Here is a 19,940-nt window from a genome sequence, read left to right on the forward strand (position 1 = left end):
GACCCTCCGCGGCCTCCTCCTCGGCACCGAGATCGGCCACAACGGCTGGCTCGCCGTCGCCTGGTGCCTCGGCCTCACCGCCCTCGGCTACTTCTGGTCCAAGTCGGTCTTCGACCGCGACCCCAGGTAGACCCGCGGAACACCCGTCCCACCCCGGGGCGGCGCAGACCGACACCCCGTCGGCCTACGCCGCCCCGCCCGCGTCGGCCCCGCCGTCGCTCCCCTTCCGGCGGGCACGAGCGCTCCGCACCGCCCGTACGGCCCGGGTCGTCCCGTACCCCAGCACCCAGGGCGTCACGGTGATGCCCAGGACGTACCCCCCGAGGAAGCCGATGAGGTCGTCGGTCCGGGTCGGCTCGCTCCAGGGCATCAGCATGATCACGAGGCCGACCCCCGTGGGCAGCAGGGGCACCAGTACGGACCACAGCCGCGCCCGCCAACCGGGCCGAAGGGCGCAGCACACCCCCATGCCGCACATGACGAACGGCCCGAAGGGAATCCAGAGGATCATCGGGGCGAAGAACACCACCCACCACTCGTCCGAGTACCCGAACATCATCGAAGCCCCCGTGTGACCGTGCGCCGTCCCCTCCGGCGCAGGACCGTGAGCGTGGGCACACGCTCCTTCCCTCCCAGGACGCCGGGCGCGGGCGGTCCAGTTCTCGGCGATTGGCCTTGGCCCGGCGATTTCCGGCCCTTGTACGGTCGGGGGCATGCGGATCCGAATCGTCGACGCCTTCACCGACCGTCCCTTCTCCGGCAACCCCGCCGGGGTCCTGCTCCTGGACTCGTTCCCGGACGACGCCTGGCTGCGGCAGGTCGCCGCGGAGGTCAACCTCTCCGAGACGGCCTTCGCCCACCCGCTGCCCGCCGGCGGCGACGCGGACTGGGCCCTGCGCTGGTTCACCCCCACCACCGAGGTCGACATGTGCGGCCATGCCACGCTGGCCACGGCACACGTCCTGCACTCCACGGGGACGGCGGACGGCACGGTCCGCTTCGCCACCCGCTCCGGTGTCCTCGCCGCCACCGCCGAGGCGGACGGCACGATCACGATGGACTTCCCGACCTCCTCCCTCACCCCCCTGCCCCTGCCCGACGGCCTGGCGAAGGCGCTCGGCGCCGAGGTCGTCGCCGTCCACGACACGGCCGCCCACATCGGCGACCTGGTCGTCGAGCTGCGCGACGAGGCCACCGTCCGCTCCCTGGCCCCGGACTTCGTCGCCCTGAAGGCGCTCTCCTCTCGGGGCGTCATCGCCACCGCCGCCGCCGAACGCCCCGACTGCGGGTACGACTTCGTCTCCCGCGGCTTCTTCCCGGCCGTCGGCATCGACGAGGACCCGGTGACGGGCAGCGCCCACACCGCGCTCGCCCCCTACTGGTCCGCCCGCTTCGGCCGCGAGGACCTCACCGGCTTCCAGGGCGGCGCCCGCACCGGCCTCGTCCGCACCCGGCTGCGCGGCGACCGCACCCTGCTGACCGGCAAGGCCGTGACGGTCATCGACGGCGACCTGCACGCCTGACGTCCGGAGACGCCCGAGGGGCGTACGGCTCCACCGGCCGTACGCCCCTCTCCCGCCCGTCGTCTGCTGCGCGTCGCTTCCCCCCGGGTGCCCGGGTCAGCCGGTGGGCAGCCACCCCACCTTGCCCGCCAGCAGCCCGTATCCGACGAAGGCCACGATGTCGAGCAGCGCGTGTGCCACGACCAGGGGTCCGACCCGGCCCCAGCGGCGGTACAGCAGGACGAAGACCACGCCCATCACCACGTTGCCGACGAAGCCGCCGATCCCCTGGTACAGGTGGTAGGAGCCGCGCAGCACCGAACTCGCCACAAGCGCGGCCATCGGGGTCCATCCCAACTGCCCGAGCCGGCGCAGCAGGTACCCGACGACGATGACCTCCTCCAGGACGGAGTTCTGCACCGCCGAGAGGATCAGCACCGGGTACTTCCACCACACGTCGGGCAGCGACTCCGGCACCACCGTCAGGTTGAACCCGGACGCCCGCGCGGCCAGGTAGAAGGCGAGGCCCGCGCTGCCGATCCCCGCGGCGACCATCGCCCCGCGCCCGAAGTCCCGCCCCGGATCGGACCGGTCGAAGCCGATCGCCCGCAGTCCGGCGCCCTCGCGCATCAGCAGGTGGGCCACCAGCACGACCGGCACGAGGGCCGACGCGATGCCGAAGAGCTGCCAGGACAGGTCGAGCCACGGCCGCCCCGGGGCGTACGAGCCGTTGAGCGTCGCCGCCTGCTCCTTCAGCGCGCCCGGCTTGGTCAGGGAACCGATGAAGCTGATGAGCGACGACACCGCGCTCGCCCCGAGCGACAGCGCCAGCACGATCAGGGTCTCGGAGCGCAGCACCCTGCGCGGCAGACCGTCCGGGGGCAGGGAAGCGTCCCTCATGTATTGCTCCGACACCACACCTGTCTCCACTTCCCCATCGCGGGCGCACGCCGATCCGGCGGTCTCGCCCGGGCCGGCGCGTTCCCGTCCGGACTCGACCACCTTGACATGATCACCCATGACCCGCCGGAGACCACCGGGGCAGCGCCCGTGCCCCGCCGGGGCCCGCACGGGTGAGGACCTGCGCGCCGGTTGTACGGGGAGGGCGTCCGCGTCTCAGTCGATCCCCACCGGCCACGTGTGCACGGGCTCGCCCTCGTGCATGAGCGTCCGGTAGCGCCGGGTGGTCGCCGCGAGCGCCGCCTCCCGGTCGAGGCCCGATTCGAGGGCCCGGTGGAAGGTGTCGGCCTGCCACGAGGCGCCGTTCACCCGCCGCAGACAGCGCTGTTCGATGATGCCGAGGTAGTGGTCGCGGTCCGCCGGTTCGATGTGCCAGGCGTCGAGCCCCGCGGCGGCCAGCGGCAGCAGTTCGTCGAGGACGAGCCGGACCGCGGGCAGGGTCGCCACGCCGCCCGCGCGGCCGGAGCGGGGCCAGCGGAGCTCCGCTTCGATGCCGTGGCGGCAGGCCGCGTCGAAGTTCGCCTCGGCGTCCTCGAAGGTCATCCGCTTCCACACCGGCCGGGGGTCGTCGGCGAGGGAGCGGACGAGGCCGTAGTAGAAGGCCGCGTTGGCGATGACGTCGGCGACGGTCGGGCCCGCCGGCAGGACGCGGTTCTCGACGCGCAGGTGCGGGACCCCGTCGACCCAGCCGTACACCGGCCGGTTCCAGCGGTAGATCGTGCCGTTGTGCAGGACGAGTTCCTGGAGACGCGGCACCCCGCCCCCGTCGAGGACGAGCAGCGGGTCCTCCTCGTCGCAGATGGGCAGCAGCGCGGGGAAGTAGCGGAGGTTCTCCTCGAAGAGGTCGTACACGGAGTCCACCCACCGCTCCCCGAACCAGGTGCGCGGCCGTACGCCCTGGGACTGCAGTTCGGGCGGGCGGGTGTCGGTGGCCTGGAGGAACAGCGGCGGCCTGGACTCGCGCCACAGTTCGCGGCCGAAGACGAAGGGCGCGTTGGCGCCGAGCGCTATCTGGACGCCCGACACCGCCTGTGCCGCGTTCCACACGGCGGCGAACCGGGCGGGCGTCACCTGGAGGTGGAGCTGGACCGAGGTGCAGGCCGCTTCGGGCACGATCGACTCCGAGGTGCAGAGGAGCCGTTCGACGCCGTGGATGTCGAGCGTGAAGTCCTCGCCCCTGGCGGCGAGGATCTGGTCGTTGAGGAGCGTGTAGCGGTCGGCGGCCGACAGGTTCTCGAAGACGAGGTCGCTCTGCGCGAGCGTGGGCAGTATGCCGATCATGACGACGCCCGCGTCGAGTTCGGCGGCCTTGCGGTCGGCATATCCGAGGCCGGTGCCGATCTCTTCCGCGAGCCGGTCGAATACGCGGCCGCCCAGCTGGTGGGGGGCGATGTTCACTTCGAGGTTGAACATTCCGAGTTCCGTCTGGAAATCGGCACTCGCGATCTTTTCGAGAACGGGTCCGTTCAGCATGCGGGGCAGTCCGTCGGCCCCGGCGAGATTGAGTTCGATCTCCACGCCCATGAGATTGCGCGGCCGGTCGAACCTCTTCTCCGCCAGGAGTCTCGCGAGCCCCGCGAGACACTGCTGGAGCTTTCTCCGGTAGTGCTGCCGGTCGGACGGGCCGAACCCGTCGGCCACGACCTTCTCCCCCATCGTCGCGTCCCTCCGCGAGCGGGCAGCCGCCCACCACGGCCGCGTGTCACGGACGATGATGCCCACACGGTTGATCGACAACGCCTGCGGAATCGAGCCGTCGGACGATAGGCTGGACGGAGAGCTCCCCCGTCACATCCCGTAGGCATGGAACAATCGACATATACCAATGTCCTATTGTCCCGGAACCCGGGGTCACAATTCAGCCGTCCGGCATCGTGGGATTGACGCAGGTGGGAGCGTCGCCACGGTCACGATTCCGCTTCGAATCCTTACGATTAAGGCCTGATGACGCCTTGCCAGGAATATCGGCGACGTCTAGCGGAAACACTGTGTGAACACGTGTCGTATAAACTCCGCGGACGAGGCAGAGTGTTGGCGCCCGGCCATGGCCCCATGGCCCCTCTCTGGCCCCGCCGCCGACAGCGCCGTCGTACCTGCCCACGCATCACCGTGTCTCCTGAGTGAGAGGCGACCCATCATGCTCCGACCCGCCCCGGCCCCTGCGCCGGCCCTCCGCAGTGTCCTCGCGGCCCTCGGCTCGCCGACAGCCGTCCGCGAGGCGCGAACGCCCGCCCTGCGGGCCGCGCAGGGACCATTGAGCCCCGAACACCCGCTTCCCGTGCACGTCCTCGACGTCGCCGGAGCACCGGGGACCGTGCCGCGCACCCGGCTCGCCGGCTGGCGCTTCCTGATCCGGCACGGGGACCGGGCGATCGCCGCCGCGGACACCATGCTCACCCCGGACGGCTGGACCTTCTCGCACTTCTTCGAGGGCCCCTACGTCACCGCCACGGAACGGGCCCTGCTCCAGGCCGAGGCGCTGCCCGTCGCGTACGAGCCCCGGCTGCTCTCCGTACCGGAGCTCTACATGCTGACCCTCTGGCTGCACGCCGGTCCGGAGCCCGGCGGCGCCGCCGTCGCCCCTGCGGCCGCCGATCTGATGGTGCCGCTCGCCCCCGCGCCGCCGGGGATCGCGGCCCACCGGCCGTACCAGGCCGCCGACCTCCTGCCCGTCCTCAGTACGCGTCTCGCGCCGCCGCCCCTCCTGGGCTCTGCGGCGCCCGCCTGATCCGGCGCCCGCGCGGCCCCGCCCCGTGACCCGGCCGGGTCACGGGGCGCACTGCTGTCCGAGCCGTGCGCCCGAACGGCGCCACCGAACAACCCTCCCGTACGGACTAGCCCGCTCGGACCACCCCGAACCACCCGAAGAGACCGTGCAGTTGACCTGAACCGCCCCTGCGGGTGATGCGTCTTCCCCGGAGAGGACGAGCTGATGCGAAATACCTGCGGATGACCTTCCGTAGGGCAAGACTGGGACCGGAACCGAACCGACCGACGGGGGCGGCGATGAGCGCGAAGAGCCGCAGGACATCCACCACGACGCAGCGAAAGAACCCACCCATGTGCCAGCACCAGCCTGCCTGTCCGACCGCCGACTCCGCCGACCGGGAGGCGGCCCGACTGATGGCGCACCACCCGGAACAGGGCTGGAGCCTGCTGTGCAACGGCGTCCTGCTCTTCGAGGACACCGGTGAACTGCTGCCGGACGGGCAGATCATCGCCCCGCACCGGCCGCTGACCGCGGGCCAGGTGACGACCGCCGCCTGAAGGGGCGTCGGCACCGTTCGAGGGAGAACGCCGAGGGCCGGCCCGGAGGAGATCCTCCGAACCGGCCCTCGGCTCATGCTCAGTTGTCGTAGTCGTTCATCGGCGGGCAGGAGCAGACCAGGTTCCGGTCACCGAAGGCGCCGTCGATGCGGCGCACCGGCGGCCAGTACTTGTCGGCGGCCGAGACGCCGGCCGGGAAGACCGCCTCGTCACGGGTGTACGGGTGGTTCCACTCGCCGCCCAGCGCGGCCGCGGTGTGCGGGGCGTTGTGCAGCGGGTTGTCGTCGGCGGGCCACTGGCCCGAGGCGACCTTCTCGATCTCGGCGCGGATCGCGATCATCGTGTCGCAGAAGCGGTCGAGCTCGGTGAGGTCCTCCGACTCGGTCGGCTCGATCATCAGCGTGCCGGCCACCGGGAAGGACATTGTCGGGGCGTGGAAGCCGTAGTCGATGAGGCGCTTCGCGATGTCGTCGACGCTGACGCCGGTGGCCTTGGCCAGCGGACGGATGTCCACGATGCACTCGTGCGCGACCAGCCCGTTCGGACCGGTGTACAGCACCGGGAAGTGCGGCTCCAGGCGCTTGGCGATGTAGTTCGCCGCGAGAACGGCGACCTGGGTGGCGCGCTTGAGGCCCTCGCCGCCCATCAGGCGGACGTACGACCACGAGATCGGCAGGATGCCGGCGGAGCCCCACGGGGCGGCCGAGATCGGGCCGACGCCGGTCTCCGGGCCCGCGGTGGGCTGGAGCGGGTGGTTCGGCAGGTACGGGGCGAGGTGGGCGCGGACGCCGACCGGGCCGACGCCGGGGCCGCCGCCGCCGTGCGGGATGCAGAAGGTCTTGTGCAGGTTCAGGTGCGAGACGTCGCCGCCGAACTTGCCCGGCTTGGCCAGACCGACGAGCGCGTTGAGGTTGGCGCCGTCGACGTACACCTGACCGCCGGCCTCGTGGACCTCGGCGCAGATGTCGGCGACGTGCTCCTCGAACACGCCGTGCGTGGACGGGTAGGTGATCATCAGCACGGACAACTCGTCGCGGTACTGCGCGATCTTGGCGCGCAGGTCCTCGACGTCGACCTCGCCGTCGTCGGCGGTCTTGACGACGACGACCTTCATGCCGGCCATCACCGCGGAGGCGGCGTTGGTGCCGTGCGCGGAGGACGGGATGAGGCAGACCGTGCGCTGGAGGTCGCCGTTGGCGCGGTGGTAGGCGCGGACGGCGAGCAGACCCGCCAGCTCGCCCTGCGAACCGGCGTTGGGCTGGATCGACACCTTGTCGTAGCCGGTGACCTCGGCGAGGCGCTCCTCGAGCTCGGTGATGAGCGTGAGGTAGCCCTGCGCCTGCTCGACCGGGGCGAAGGGGTGGATCTGGCCGAACTCGGGCCAGGTCACCGGCTCCATCTCGGTGGTCGCGTTCAGCTTCATCGTGCAGGAGCCGAGCGGGATCATGCCGCGGTCCAGCGCGTAGTCGCGGTCCGCGAGCTTGCGCAGGTAGCGCAGCATCGAGGTCTCGGAGCGGTGCGCGTGGAAGACCGGGTGGGTCAGGTACGCGTCGGAGCGCAGCAGCCCGGCGGGCAGCGTGTCGTCGGTGACGGCGTCCAGGGCCTCGATGTCGGCGCTGACGCCGAAGGCGCCCCACACGGCGGCGAGCTGCTCGCGCCCGGTGGTCTCGTCGCACGAGATCGACACGAGGTCGGCGTCGACGCGGTAGAGGTTCACGCCGGCCTCGCGGGCGGCGGCCACGACCTCGTCGGCCTTGCCCGGGACACGGGCGGTGACGGTGTCGAAGAAGGCGCCCTGGGTGAGCTCCACGCCACCGGCGGTCAGGCCGGCGGCCAGGATGGCGGCGTAACGGTGGGTGCGCTGCGCGATCTGCTTCAGGCCGTCCGGGCCATGGTAGACGGCGTACATGCCGGCCATGACGGCGAGCAGCACCTGAGCGGTACAGATGTTGCTGGTGGCCTTCTCGCGGCGGATGTGCTGCTCGCGGGTCTGCAGGGCCAGGCGGTAGGCGCGGTTGCCGTCGGCGTCGACGGACACGCCCACGAGGCGGCCGGGCAGGGAGCGGGCGTGCTTGTCCTGGACCGCCATGTAGCCGGCGTGCGGACCGCCGAAGCCCATCGGCACACCGAAGCGCTGCGTCGTTCCGACGGCGATGTCCGCGCCCAGCTCGCCGGGCGAGGTGAGCAGGGTGAGGGCGAGCAGGTCGGCGGCGACGGTGACGACGGCGCCGAGCTCGTGGGCGGCGTCGATCAGCGGCTTGATGTCGCGGACCGCACCGGAGGCGCCCGGGTACTGCAGGAGCACGCCGAAGACACCGCGCTCGGCGATCTCGGCGGGGATCCCCTCGCTCAGGTCGGCGACGACGACCTCGACACCGGTCGGCTCGGCGCGGGTCTCGATGACGGCGATCGTCTGCGGCAGGGCGTCGGCGTCGATGAGGAAGACGCCGTTCTTGACCTTGCCGACCCGGCGGGACAGCGCCATGGCCTCGGCGGCGGCGGTGCCCTCGTCGAGGAGGGAGGCGCCGGAGGTGGGCAGACCGGTCAGGTCGGCGACCATCGTCTGGAAGTTCAGCAGGGCCTCCAGGCGACCCTGGGAGATCTCCGGCTGGTACGGCGTGTACGCCGTGTACCAGGCCGGGTTCTCCATCACGTTCCGCAGGATGACCGGCGGGGTGAAGGTGCCGTAGTAGCCGAGGCCGATCATCGGCGCCAGGACCTGGTTGCGGTCGGCGAGCGTGCGCAGCTCGGCGAGGACCTCGGCCTCCGTGCGCGCGGCGGGCAGGCCCAGCGCCTCGGCGTTCTTGATCACGTCCGGCACCGCGGCGGCGGTGAGTTCGTCGAGCGAGCCGTAACCGACCTGGGCGAGCATCTTGGCCCGCGCCTCGGCGTCGGGTCCGATGTGCCGCTGCTCGAACGGGATGCCCTGTTCGAGCTCGGAGAGCGGAGTGCGGTTGGCGGTCATGTACGGAGGCCTCCTGGTCGTCACGACCTGCGAGGGGCACCACGGCGCGGGTACCCGGACGGCCTCCCCCTCTGTCATCTCAACCTGAGAGTTTCACCGGCACGCCTCGCGGCAGGCCGGCTTTCACCGTCGGTGAGAGCGCGTGCCGTCACCCGACACCGCTCTGCTTTCCAGAGTGACCTCGTCCGCGCGGTACAGGGGCCTGAGAGATTCCGGGGAGGATTTGCTCCTTCGGCGCCCACCGGAAGGTTTCTCCGGGGGACTCTCCCGCACAGGGTCGACAGCCACAACCAGCCTACCAGCGCGGTTGTCGCTCCCTTCGCTCAAGTGGCCGACATCCCAGTTGTGCACTTTCGTAGGGGTGTAGAGCAGTTGCGACCAGTTGGAGGGACCGTGCAGACCGACATCGATCCGCGCAGCCTGATCGGCCGCAAGGCGTTCGACCGGAGCGGCCACAAGATCGGCACCGTGGACGAGGTGTACCTCGACGACGCGACCGGCATCCCGGAATGGGCCGCCGTCCGCACCGGCCTGTTCAGCAGGGACGCCTTCGTCCCCCTGGAACCGAGCGATCTCCTCGCCGACGGCCTCCACATCCCCTACGAGCGGGCCCTCATCAAGGACGCCCCCGACTTCGGGGTCGGCCGACACCTCTCCCCGGAGCAGGAACTCCAGCTCTACCGCCACTACAGCCTCACCCTGCCCCCGCCGCCCTCCGACTACCCCGACACCGACTTCGGCCGGCTCGCCGGCCAGGACGGCACCTGACCCCCCGAGGGCGTCCTGCCGATCCACCGGCCCCCGGGGCCGTCCTGCCGATCAGGGCCCGCGTCCGCGCGGGCCCTGCCCGCGTTCACCCCTCACCCCACGAGCGGCAACGGCTCCCCCTCCACCAGCTCCGGGTCGTCCACGGCGAACGTCCGGACCCTCCCCGGCACCGCGGACCCCGGCTCCTCGAACCGCACGGTGACCCGCCCCACCCCGCTCCCCTGCACCCACCCCGCCCCGTACACCGCGTGCCGAACGTCCCGCCCGGGCGCCCAGTGCCGCTCCACGGGCCCGGACGGCTCTTCCCGACCATCCGTGCCCTCCGCGTCCCCGGAGGCCGCCACCGGGGCCTCCGGGGCCGGAGAGGCGGCCGTGGCGCTCTCCTCCGCACCCGCCTGAGCGAACAGGTCCTCCTGCGTGTAGTCCGCGAGCCCGCTCACCCCCACCCCGAGGAGCCGTACGCCCCCGGTGGTGTCCACCGCCTCCAGGAGCCGCCCGACGGCCTCCCGCACGACGCCGGGGTCGTCCGTCGGTCCCCGCAGCGTCTCGGACCGGGTCAGGGTCGAGAAGTCGTACCGCCGCACCTTCAGGACGATGGTCCGCCCCGAGTGCCCCGAGGCCCGCAACCGCCCCACGCACCGGTCGGCGAGCCGCTCCACCTCGACCCTGATCCGCACCCGGTCGTGCAGGTCCACGTCGAACGTGTCCTCGACCGAGACCGACTTGGCGTCCCGCTCGGCCACCACCGGCCGGTCGTCGTACCCCTGGGCCATCCGGTACAGCGAGGCCCCGTGCGCCCGCCCCAGCAGCCGTACGAGCTCGTCCTCGCCCGCCTCCGCGAGGTCGGACACGGTGGTCATGCCGGCCCGCCTCAGGTGCTCCCCCGTCGCGGGCCCCACCCCGGGCAGGATCCGCACCGACCTCGGCCCCAGCAGCTCCCGCTCGGTGCCGGGCTCGATCAGGACCAGCCCGTTCGGCTTGGCCTCCTCGGAGGCGATCTTCGCGATCATCTTCGACCCCGCGAGCCCCACCGACCCCGTCAGCCCGGTCGTCGCCAGGATGTCGACCCGCAACCGCTCCCCCGCGGCCCGCGCGCTCGCGCTGTCGTGGGCGACGTCCCCGGCCTCGAGGTCGACGAACGCCTCGTCCAGGCTGAGCGGCTCCACGAGCGGCGAGAGCCGCCCGAGCAGCTCCATCACCTGCTCGCTGATCGACCGGTAGAAGGCGAAGCGCGGCACGAGGTAGGCGGCGTTCGGCGCCAGCCGCCGCGCCTGCCCCATGGGCATCGCCGAGTGCACGCCGAACCGCCGCGCCTCGTAGGACGCGGTCGCGACCACACCCCGCGGCCCGAGCCCGCCGACCACGACGGGCTTTCCGCGCAGGCTGGGTTTCGCCGCCTGCTCGGCGGCGGCGAAGAACGCATCCATGTCGAGATGCAGGATCGTCGGCGCTGCTCTCACGGTTCCGATGCTGCCTCACGCCACTGACAACGGCCCCGAGCGAAGGCCGCGGGGCCACGAAGGCTCACGGTCGGAAACCCTGGACGCGCCCCGCACCGCATCGGCGGGGCTCCTCGCCGGCCCCACGGGGACGAACGGGAGCCCGCCTCCGCTCAGACGGCCTTGTCCCGCCGCCGCCTCGCCAGCTCGTCGCCCGGGTTGTGCCCGACGAGCGTCTCGCCCGTGTCGACCCGTTCCCCGTGCAGCTGCGACAGCGCCGCTTCCACGTCCCGCCACACGACCCCGACGGCGATCCCGAAGACACCCTGACCGCCCTGGAGCAGGTCGACGACCTCGTCGGGCGACGAGCACTCGTAGACCGTGGCCCCGTCGCTCATGAGCGTCATCCGCTCCAGATCACGGAATCCCCTGGCCCGCAGGTGCTGCACCGCGGCCCGGATGTTCTGCAGGGCGACCCCGGTGTCGAGGAAACGCTTGACGATCTTCAGCACGACGACGTCGCGGAAGCTGTACAGCCGCTGGGTCCCCGACCCGTACGCGGGCCGCACACTCGGCTCCACGAGCCCGGTGCGCGCCCAGTAGTCCAGCTGGCGATAGGTGATGCCGGCGGCCGCGCAGGCCGTCGGTCCGCGGTAGCCGACCGCCTCGTCCGCCGCGCCGGCACTCGCGTCCGTCCCGAAGTCGCCCACACTGCCGTGAAGCGGATACGGCCCGCTCTCCCCGGACACGCGTCCGAGTGAGCTCCCTGCCGTACCGTCCGCGCTGCTCATCACGCCGACCCTCCGTCCTTGACCTGCCCACACGAAGGTAGGCAGTCACCCGGGGTGCGTCAACGATCGCCACACTCGGCACGCCGAGTGATAATCACCCTGAGAGTGGTTTCCCGTGTCTCTCCCCGGGGAAAGGCTACTCGAATGCGCTGACGGCACCCCTCGAACGGCCTCCGGCCGCGGCGCGCCTCACTGGCTGTTGGTCCCGAAGTCCTCCGGAGAGATCTGGTCGAGGAACTCGCGGAACTTCTCCACCTCGTCCTCCTGCTCATCCGGAATCGCGATGCCCGCGTCGTCCAGCACACCGTCGCTGCCGAAGATCGGCGTTCCGGTCCGCAGGGCCAGTGCTATCGCGTCGGACGGCCGCGCGCTCACCTCGACGCCGCTGGCGAAGACCAGTTCGGCGTAGAAGACCCCGTCACGCAGATCCGTGATGCGGACTTCGGTGAGCTCCTGTCCCACGGCCTCCAGCACGTCCTTGAACAGGTCGTGCGTCAGCGGCCGCGGCGGTGCCATCCCCTGCTGGGCGAAGGCGATCGCGGTCGCCTCCCCCGGTCCGATCCAGATGGGGAGGTACCGATCGCCTCCCACTTCACGCAGGAGCACGATCGGCTGGTTGGAGGGCATTTCCACCCGGACACCCACAACGTCGAGCTCGTTCACACAGCAACCCTAGGACGTGCCCGACCGGTTTGGATAGTCGGGCCCTCCCCGGCTCACTGCAGACGGACGCCCAGAGCCGTCTGGACCAGCGCCGCGTGCAGCCGCACCGACTGCGCCGCGAGCTCCTGCGCGGTGGCCTCCGCATGGGCCCTGGTCTGCGGATTCCGGTGCCGGCGCAGCGGCGCGACCACCTGCTCGATCAGACCGGCCTCGCGGTCCGCTGCGGCCTTCACGGCCCGCAGGTGCCGGGGTTCCAGACCGAATCTCCCCAGATCCGCTACGAGCCTGGCCACCGTCACGCTCTCGGCGTCGTAGCCTCCGCCCTCCGTCTCGGCGATCAGACCGTACGACTCCCACTCGGCGAGCTCGGTCTCGGTCACCTCGGCCGCCGCGATCAGCTCGGCCCGCCCGATCCGCGCGGCGGTCGGCGGCTCCGCGTCCTGTTCCCAGGCGCCCTCCAGCAGATCCCGTCGGCGCCCGGGCGCCGGGAGCTTGATCTGCTCCCCCCGGGCGAGGGCGTCGAGGTGCTCGCGGATGACCTTCAGCGGGAGGTAGTGGTCCCGCTGCATCCGCAGGATCTGAGCGAGCCGCTCCACGTCCTGCGGGCTGAACTTCCGGTACCCGGAGGCCGTCCGCCGGGGCTCGACCAGCCCCTCGGCCTCCAGGAACCGGATCTTGGAGATCGTCACTTCGGGAAATTCGTCGCGCAGCTGGTTCAGCACCGTCCCGATGCTCACCAGCCGGTCGCCCGCGGTGGCGGTGCCGGATCCGGCACCGCCCGTCGGTGTTCGCAGCATGGACCTTCCCTGAAGGCTTCTCCGAGGCGTCACACGCCCCGCTGGCTCGAGTAGAAGACCAGCCGGTACTTGCCGATCTGCACCTCGTCGCCGTTGGACAGAACGACCGAGTCGATCGGCTCACGGTTGACGTACGTGCCGTTGAGGCTGCCGACATCGGCGACGGTGAAGCTGCCGTCCTGCGCCCGCCGGAACTCGACGTGGCGCCTGGAGACGGTGAAGTCGTCCAGGAAGATGTCGCTCTGCGGGTGACGGCCGGCCGTGGTCAGCTCGCCGTCGAGCAGGAACCGGCTGCCGGAGTTCGGCCCCCGGCGCACCACGAGGAGCGCGGAACCCGACGGCAGCGCCTCCACGGCCGCCAGCGCCTCCGGAGAGAGCGAGGGCAGCTGCGTCTGACCGGTGACCTCGGCGTCGTACGCCTCAAGGCCCGAGATGGAGATCGTCGACGTCGTCTCCGACGCGCGCTCGGCGGCGACCCCGCCCCGCAGCGGCGTACCGCAGTGGGAGCAGAAGCGGCTGTCGGCCGTGTTGCGGTGACCGCACCTCGTACACACCGGCATGGACGCGTCCTCCTGCCGCGGCATCCCCGCGGAGGTCTGTGTCGCGTACGGATCGGGGGTAAACCCTCCACCCGTACCTGAGGTTGATGGTTCTCCGAAACCTATGCGGGCGGCACCGGCGGGGTCAACAGACGACGCGCCCTGAGTGCCCGGAATGTCACCGCCCTGGCCGCCGACCTCATCGCGGAAGAGCGGGCGCTCGCCGCCCTGCTCCTCGCTCTGGGCGTGGCGCGACGCGCGGTGCTTGGCGTTACCGCCGTCCTCGCGTCCGCTCTTGCCGAACAACTTCGCAAAAAAACTCACGGGCGATTCCCCTTGACCGAAACAGACCCGCCCGTGGGGCAGGACGAACCGAGATCCATCACACCTGCCGACCCGGACACCTTCACAACGTCCGTATCCTCCGGACAGTTTCCACCACGCACCACCGTTGTGGTGCGCCGACCCCCCGCAACGTCATGCCCTTGTCGCGGGACCCCCTCGTCCCCTCTCACTGCGAGGACGACTGAGCGTAGTCAGGCCGCTTCGCGGGTCGCAAGGCGTCGACGACGATCTTCGCCGACCGCTCCACCGTGGCCGTGGCCTGCTCCTTCTCCAGGGTCTGCACGACACCGCCGGGAATGTTGAGCGCGGGCTCGAGATCCTCCGGCTTGCCGATGACCTTGAAGACGTACGGAGCGCCCACCTTCGTTCCATCGATCCGCATGTCTTCACCGCTGCCGGTGAAATAGGTGTCCGCGACCACCCGCACACCGTTGACCTGGATCGCCTCGGCGCCCGCCGCGCGCAGCTCCTGGATCGCGTCGAGCAGCATGTCCGACTCGACGGCCCCGCCGGGGTCGCCGACGGTCAGGGTGATGCCGGGCCCCTGGGCGGCGACCGTGCCGGCCAGGATGCCGAGCTGCTGCTCCTTCTCCTGGGTCTGCTTGCGGGCCTCCTCGGCCTGGTCCGAGCTGGACTCCAGCTCGGAACGCTGCTTCTCCAGCCGGGCCCGCTCGTCCTCCAGGCGCTGCGTGCGGTCGTCGAGCTCGTCGAGGATGCGCACCAGGTCCTCCTGGCGTGCCCCGCGCAGCGCGCTGTTCTCACTCGTCGACGACACCTGGATCGCCAGGCCGAGTCCGAGGACGAACAGCAGGAGCGCGACGATGAGTTGGGCCCGCGTCACGCGCGGCGGCCACAGTGCGGAGGCGAGCCTCCGCCGGCCGCTCGCCTCGGCCCCGGGGGCCGCGGCGGCAGGAGTCGACGGCACGGACACCGGAACGTCCTCGCCGGCCGCGTCGTCGCCGGCCGCGTCCGCCGGCGGCACCGCGGACGCCTCGGGCTTCCCGGCGCCTTCGAGCTTCGGCTGCTCGTCCGGCTTCGGCTGCTCGTCCGGCTCCGGCCGGACTTCGGGCCCCGAGGGGTTCTCGTCGCCTTCGGGGTTCTCGTGGTTCTGGGGGTTCTCGCTCATCGGCGTCACGCCCGGAAGACGTGGCGCCGGATGGCGGCCGCGTTGGAGAAGATCCGGATGCCGAGCACGACGACCACGCCGGTCGACAGCTGCGCGCCCACGCCCAGCTTGTCGCCGAGGAAGACGATCAGCGCGGCCACCACCACGTTGGAGAGGAACGAGACCACGAAGACCTTGTCGACGAAGATCCCGTCGAGCATGGCCCGGAAACCGCCGAACACCGCGTCGAGGGCGGCGACCACGGCGATCGGAAGATAGGGCTCGACCACCGCCGGAACCTCGGGACGGACCAACAGTCCGACCACGACTCCGACGATCAGGCCCAGTACGGCGATCACGATGTGCCCTTCCCTGTGTCGGCCGTGGCCCGACCGGACGGCGTCGCCGCCCCGGCCCCCCTCGGCTCTGCGGTACGTACGGTCAGGCTCGGCGCGGCCGGCAGGCTCACATCGCCCTCGGCCGAGATGCTGCTCCTGATCCCGAAGTTCTCCACCAGCGCGTGCAGGTACTGCCCGTCGGCGCTGTCCTGGAACGCTGTGCTCAGCCTCTGTCCGTCGCCGATCGCGAGGACGGTGTACGGCGGCACCAGCGGCCTGTTGTCGACCAGTATGGCGTCACCGGCGGCCCGGATCGCGGACAGTGACGTCAGCCGCTGCCCGTTGATCGCGACGGCCTCGGCACCCGACTCCCACAGCCCGTTGATCACCCGCTGCATGTCCCGGTCGCGCACCCGGCCCGTGTCCGAGAAGCCGGTGCTCTCCCTCGGTCCGCCCCCACCGGTGTCGGTCCCCTTGGCGTCGTCGATCACGAGCTTCACCCCGGGCCCGTGCACGGGCGTCGCTCCCGAGAGCAGCGCCACGAGCTCGGCCTGGTCACCGTCCTGCTGCTGCAAGGCCTGTCGCTGACGGTTCCCGACCTCGGCCCGGATCCGCTCGACGTCCTCCCCGAGCCGGTCCGCGGTCGCGGTCTCCGCCTCGATCCGGTCGATCAGCTCCTGCCGCTCCTTGGCGACGACCGGCGCGGAGATCCGCGCCTCGGCGGCGCCGACGGTCACCACGGCGGCCGCGAGCAGGAGCCCTGCGGCGACACCGAGCTTGGCACGCAGGCTACGGGGCAGGCCGCCGCCCTCCGCCGCGCGCCGGGCCGTCGCCTCCGCGTAGCCGTCGTCGAGCGCGTGGTCCATCACGTTGTTCAGCAGCGACATGGACGCGTCCGGGCGCGGCGGCGGTGATCCGGTGCTCCGAACGGGGGGCTGCTGCGACATGCCGCACATCGTCGCACGTCGCACGGCCTACCGCCGAATGCCCCCCGCATCAGGCCGGGAGGCACCCCGCGGGCGCCTCCCGGCCGTACGGTCCGATCCGTCAGCCACCTGCGCTGTCGACCACCGCGGCCCACTCGTCGAGCAGTGCCTGCGCGGAGGCGTCGTCGGGACCTTCCGCCCACAGATGCGTCACGGCCTCGGCGGGGTCGGGCAGCACCATCACCCAGCGACCGTCCGCCTCGACCACCCGCACCCCGTCGGTGGTGTCCACGGAGCGGCTGCCCGCCGCCTCCACCACCCTGCGCATCACGAGCCCCTTCACGGCCCACGGGGTCGCGATGTCCTTCTTGAGGACGTGCGCCCGCGGAATCCGCGCGTCGATCTGGCTCAGCGTGAGCTGTGTCCGCGCCACGAGCCCGATCAGCCGCACGAAGGCGGCGGCCCCGTCGAAGACACTGCTGAACTCGGGCACGATGAACCCGCCGCGCCCGTCACCACCGAAGATCGTCGACTCCTCCCGGCCGACCCTCGTGAGGTCGTCGGGCGAGGTCGTCGTCCACTCCACCTGCGTGCCGTGGTACGCGGCGACCTGCTCCGCGATCCGCGTGGTCGTCACCGGCAGCGCGACCCGCCCCGATCTCCGCTCGGCCGCCACCAGGTCGAGCATCACCAGGAGCGCCCGGTCGTCCTCGATGATCCGCCCCCGCTCGTCCACGAGCGAGAGCCGCTCGCCGACCGGGTCGAACCGCACCCCGAACGCGGCCCGCGCCGACGCCACGATCTCCCCGAGCCGCACGAGCCCGGCCCGCCGGCTCTCGGCCGACTCGGTGGGCCGCGACTCGTCGAGCCCCGGATTGATCGTCAGCGAGTCGACCTGGAGCCGCCCGAGCAGGCTGGGCAACACCAGCCCGGCACTGCCGTTGGAGGCGTCCACGACGACCTTCAGGCCCGCCTCCGCGATCCCGGACGTGTCGACGTTCCGCAGCAGCGAGCCGGTGTACGAGTCGAAGACGCTCGCCGGGAAGGAGAGGTCACCGATCTCCCCGGGGAAGGCCCGCCGGTACTCCTGCCGCGCGAACACCCGATCCAGCTTGCGCTGCCCGCCCTGCGAGAGGTCCGCGCCGCGTTCGTCGAAGAACATGATGTCCACGGAGTCCGGCACCCCGGGCGAGGTCCGCACCATGATCCCTCCGGCGCTTCCCCGCGCGGTCTGCTGCCGCGCCACCGGCAGCGGTACGTTCTCCAGATCCCGTACGTCGATGGCGCTGGCCTGCAGCGCCGAGATCACCGCCCGCTTCAGCGCCCGCGCACCCCTGGAGTGGTCACGCGCCGTGGTGACGGTCGCCCCCTTCTTCAGGGTCGTCGCGTACGCCCCCGCCAGCCGTACGGCCAGCTCGGGCGTGATCTCCACGTTCAGAATGCCGGAGACGCCCCGCGCCCCGAAGAGGTGGGCCTGCCCGCGGGACTCCCAGATGACCGAGGTGTTGACGAAGGCGCCGGCCTCGATCGTCTTGAACGGATACACCCGCACGTTGCCCTGCACGATCGATTCCTCACCGATCAGGCACTCGTCGCCGATGACGGCCCCGTCCTCGATCCGCGCGGCCCGCATGATGTCGGTGTTCTTGCCGATCACGCAGCCGCGCAGATTGCTCTGCTGGCCGATGTACACGTTGTCGTGGACGACGGCCTTGTGCAGGAACGCCCCGCTCTTCACGACGACGTTCGAGCCGATGACGGTGTGCTCGCGGATCTCGGCGCCGGCCTCGACCTTGGCGTAGTCACCGATGTACAGCGGCCCGCGAAGCTCCGCGTCGGGATGCACCTCCGCGCCCTCGGCGACCCAGACCCCCGGCGAGATCTCGAAGCCGTCGATGTCGACCTGGACCTTGCCCTCCAGGACGTCCGCCTGGGCCTTCACATAGCTTTCGTGGGTGCCGACGTCCTCCCAGTAGCCCTCGGCGACATAGCCGTAGATCGGCTTGCCGTCCTTCATGAGCCGCGGAAAGACATCTCCCGACCAGTCCACCGGAACGTCCGCTTCGACGTAGTCGAAGACCTCGGGCTCCATCACGTAGATGCCCGTGTTCACGGTGTCGGAGAAGACCTGCCCCCACGTGGGCTTCTCCAGGAACCGCTCGACCTTTCCCTCTTCGTCGACGATCGTGATCCCGAATTCCAGCGGATTCGGCACCCTGGTCAGGCAGACCGTGACGAGGGCGCCCTTTTCCTTGTGGAAGGAGATCAGATCGGTCAGGTCGAAGTCGGTGAGCGCGTCACCCGAGATGACGAGAAAAGCGTCGTCCTTCAACGCTTCCTCGGCGTTCTTCACACTTCCCGCTGTACCGAGTGGCTTCTCCTCGTTGGCATACGTGAGCTCCATCCCGAGTTCCTCGCCGTCGCCGAAGTAGTTCCTGACGAGAGAGGCGAGAAACTGCACGGTGACGACGGTCTCGTTGAGACCGTGCCTCTTGAGCAGTCGTAGGACGTGCTCCATGATCGGCCGGTTCACCACCGGCAACAGAGGCTTGGGCATGCTCGAGGTCATCGGGCGAAGGCGTGTTCCCTCGCCACCGGCCATCACGACGGCCTTCATGTCGGAAGCGTCCTCCTTGAAGAGACGACGGTCCTGCCGACTTCACCTGTCCGCTCAGTAGCCCTCGGATTGTCCTCGTTGTTGCCGGCGACGCTGCTCGACACAGGACGGACGGGCTCAATCGGCCGCGGTATCCGCCTTCACGAGTCGACGGACCTGGACCACGTAGAGGATCCCTGCCCACCAATACAGAGTTGTACCCCATCCGGCGAAGGCCCACCCGAAAACTTCAGCGAGTGACGAGAGCCAGCCCGTTCCGTCACTGAGGAGCAGCAACGGGAACGCGTACATCAAGTTGAAAGTCGCAGCTTTCCCGAGGAAGTTCACCTGCGGCGGCGGGTAGCCGTGCCGACGGAGGATTCCCACCATCACGAGCAGCATGGCCTCACGCGCCAGCAGGGCGGCGGTCAGCCACAGCGGCAGGATCTCGCGCCAGGTGAGCCCCACGAGCGTGGACAGGATGTACAGCCGGTCGGCGGCCGGATCGAGCAGCCGGCCGAGGTTGCTGATCTGGTTCCAGCGCCGGGCGAGCTTGCCGTCGAGGTAGTCGCTGACACCGCTCAGCATCAGGACGAGGAGCGCCCACCCGTCGCTGTTGGGCCCGCCGAACTCCGGACGGAGAATCAGCCACAGAAACAGCGGCACGCCGGCGAGGCGCGCCATGCTGAGAATGTTGGGGATGGTGAGGACCCGGTCGGTCTGAACGCGAGTCTCCTGGACCTCCACCCGGGGGCCTCCTGCTGGGATGGTGCCGACATTGCCCCCCGACCTTACCCTCAGCCACACCCCCACCCGGCACGGGGCCCCCTCCGCCACCTCAACGCAAAAATGCCTCAACCCCCGGACAATGTCCGGGGGTTGAGGCTAAAAATTGTTCGGCGGCGTCCTACTCTCCCACAGGGTCCCCCCTGCAGTACC

At 70.9% G+C, this 19,940-nt stretch carries 18 protein-coding genes, 1 pseudogene and 1 riboswitch; of the genes and pseudogenes, 5 read left to right on the forward strand and 14 right to left on the reverse strand.

Translation table 11 applies throughout. From position 1 onward, the window contains the following. Window positions 1-130, forward strand: a pseudogene (locus tag OO54_RS47975) (ABC transporter permease); the annotation flags it as partial. Window positions 131-184: 54 nt separating this feature from the next. On the opposite strand, the gene OO54_RS38740 reads toward OO54_RS47975, so the two are convergent. Then, entirely contained in the window at window positions 185-559 is a 375-nt protein-coding gene (locus OO54_RS38740; protein WP_033211924.1) for a hypothetical protein, read from the reverse strand. Window positions 560-713: 154 nt separating this feature from the next. Here OO54_RS38740 and OO54_RS38745 point away from each other — a divergent pair, with 154 nt between their 5' ends. Continuing rightward, entirely contained in the window at window positions 714-1,523 is an 810-nt protein-coding gene (locus OO54_RS38745; RefSeq protein ID WP_033211925.1) for a PhzF family phenazine biosynthesis protein, read from the forward strand. A 96-nt stretch (window positions 1,524-1,619) separates the two neighbouring features. Here OO54_RS38745 and OO54_RS38750 read toward each other — a convergent pair whose 3' ends face one another. Then, entirely contained in the window at window positions 1,620-2,402 is a 783-nt protein-coding gene (locus tag OO54_RS38750; protein WP_017238441.1) for a CPBP family intramembrane glutamic endopeptidase, read from the reverse strand. Window positions 2,403-2,618: 216 nt separating this feature from the next. Next, window positions 2,619-4,118, reverse strand: coding sequence for a glutamate-cysteine ligase family protein (locus OO54_RS38755; RefSeq protein ID WP_033211926.1), 1,500 nt, complete (start codon window positions 4,116-4,118; stop codon window positions 2,619-2,621). A gap of 481 nt (window positions 4,119-4,599) precedes the next feature. Here OO54_RS38755 and OO54_RS38760 point away from each other — a divergent pair, with 481 nt between their 5' ends. After that, window positions 4,600-5,190: a hypothetical protein gene (locus tag OO54_RS38760; protein ID WP_033211927.1), complete on the forward strand. Its 591-nt coding sequence runs from the start codon at window positions 4,600-4,602 to the stop codon at window positions 5,188-5,190. Between the two features lie 332 nt (window positions 5,191-5,522). Continuing rightward, window positions 5,523-5,729 (forward strand): DUF5999 family protein, encoded by a 207-nt coding sequence (locus tag OO54_RS38765; protein WP_017238438.1) that lies wholly within the window; start codon window positions 5,523-5,525, stop codon window positions 5,727-5,729. A gap of 79 nt (window positions 5,730-5,808) precedes the next feature. Here OO54_RS38765 and gcvP read toward each other — a convergent pair whose 3' ends face one another. Beyond that, window positions 5,809-8,694, reverse strand: a complete 2,886-nt coding sequence (gene gcvP / locus OO54_RS38770) for an aminomethyl-transferring glycine dehydrogenase (RefSeq protein ID WP_033211928.1) — start codon at window positions 8,692-8,694, stop codon at window positions 5,809-5,811. Between the two features lie 180 nt (window positions 8,695-8,874). Next, window positions 8,875-8,974, reverse strand: a riboswitch (glycine riboswitch). A gap of 113 nt (window positions 8,975-9,087) precedes the next feature. Here gcvP and OO54_RS38775 point away from each other — a divergent pair. Then, on the forward strand, window positions 9,088-9,462 hold the full coding sequence (locus OO54_RS38775) for a PRC-barrel domain-containing protein (RefSeq protein ID WP_033211930.1): 375 nt from the start codon (window positions 9,088-9,090) through the stop codon (window positions 9,460-9,462). 92 nt (window positions 9,463-9,554) lie between these two features. Here the strand turns inward: OO54_RS38775 and OO54_RS38780 are convergent, their stop codons facing one another. The 10 genes from OO54_RS38780 to clsA all read right to left on the reverse strand — a co-directional run bounded on the left by OO54_RS38780 (window position 9,555) and on the right by clsA (window position 19,748). After that, window positions 9,555-10,922 carry a DNA polymerase IV gene (locus OO54_RS38780; RefSeq protein ID WP_033211931.1) on the reverse strand — a complete coding sequence of 456 codons (1,368 nt, stop codon included), beginning with the start codon at window positions 10,920-10,922 and terminating at the stop codon, window positions 9,555-9,557. A 152-nt stretch (window positions 10,923-11,074) separates the two neighbouring features. Continuing rightward, complete coding sequence (locus OO54_RS38785) at window positions 11,075-11,692, reverse strand: MerR family transcriptional regulator (protein ID WP_200146593.1); 618 nt, start codon at window positions 11,690-11,692, stop codon at window positions 11,075-11,077. Window positions 11,693-11,881: 189 nt separating this feature from the next. Further along, window positions 11,882-12,355 carry a bifunctional nuclease family protein gene (locus tag OO54_RS38790; RefSeq protein ID WP_017238433.1) on the reverse strand — a complete coding sequence of 158 codons (474 nt, stop codon included), beginning with the start codon at window positions 12,353-12,355 and terminating at the stop codon, window positions 11,882-11,884. Window positions 12,356-12,408: 53 nt separating this feature from the next. Then, complete coding sequence (gene ftsR / locus OO54_RS38795; protein ID WP_017238432.1) at window positions 12,409-13,152, reverse strand: transcriptional regulator FtsR; 744 nt, start codon at window positions 13,150-13,152, stop codon at window positions 12,409-12,411. Window positions 13,153-13,181: 29 nt separating this feature from the next. Then, the gene (locus tag OO54_RS44555) at window positions 13,182-14,123 is read right to left on the reverse strand and encodes an FHA domain-containing protein (RefSeq protein WP_200146594.1); all 942 of its coding nucleotides are present in this window, start codon (window positions 14,121-14,123) and stop codon (window positions 13,182-13,184) included. Window positions 14,124-14,202: 79 nt separating this feature from the next. Then, window positions 14,203-15,162, reverse strand: coding sequence for a DUF881 domain-containing protein (locus tag OO54_RS38805; protein ID WP_418953245.1), 960 nt, complete (start codon window positions 15,160-15,162; stop codon window positions 14,203-14,205). Window positions 15,163-15,167: 5 nt separating this feature from the next. Beyond that, window positions 15,168-15,500 (reverse strand): small basic family protein, encoded by a 333-nt coding sequence (locus OO54_RS38810; protein ID WP_033211936.1) that lies wholly within the window; start codon window positions 15,498-15,500, stop codon window positions 15,168-15,170. Then, window positions 15,497-16,426, reverse strand: a complete 930-nt coding sequence (locus tag OO54_RS38815; RefSeq protein WP_033211939.1) for a DUF881 domain-containing protein — start codon at window positions 16,424-16,426, stop codon at window positions 15,497-15,499. Before OO54_RS38815 ends, OO54_RS38810 begins: the two co-directional genes overlap by 4 nt. A gap of 100 nt (window positions 16,427-16,526) precedes the next feature. Continuing rightward, window positions 16,527-19,022, reverse strand: a complete 2,496-nt coding sequence (locus OO54_RS38820) for a mannose-1-phosphate guanyltransferase (protein ID WP_033211940.1) — start codon at window positions 19,020-19,022, stop codon at window positions 16,527-16,529. A gap of 117 nt (window positions 19,023-19,139) precedes the next feature. Further along, window positions 19,140-19,748, reverse strand: a complete 609-nt coding sequence (gene clsA, locus OO54_RS38825) for a cardiolipin synthase ClsA (RefSeq protein WP_017238426.1) — start codon at window positions 19,746-19,748, stop codon at window positions 19,140-19,142. Window positions 19,749-19,940: the final 192 nt, after the last annotated feature.

It is taken from the genome of Streptomyces wedmorensis, from assembly GCF_000716445.1.
In the GTDB taxonomy this organism is placed as follows: domain Bacteria; phylum Actinomycetota; class Actinomycetes; order Streptomycetales; family Streptomycetaceae; genus Streptomyces; species Streptomyces wedmorensis.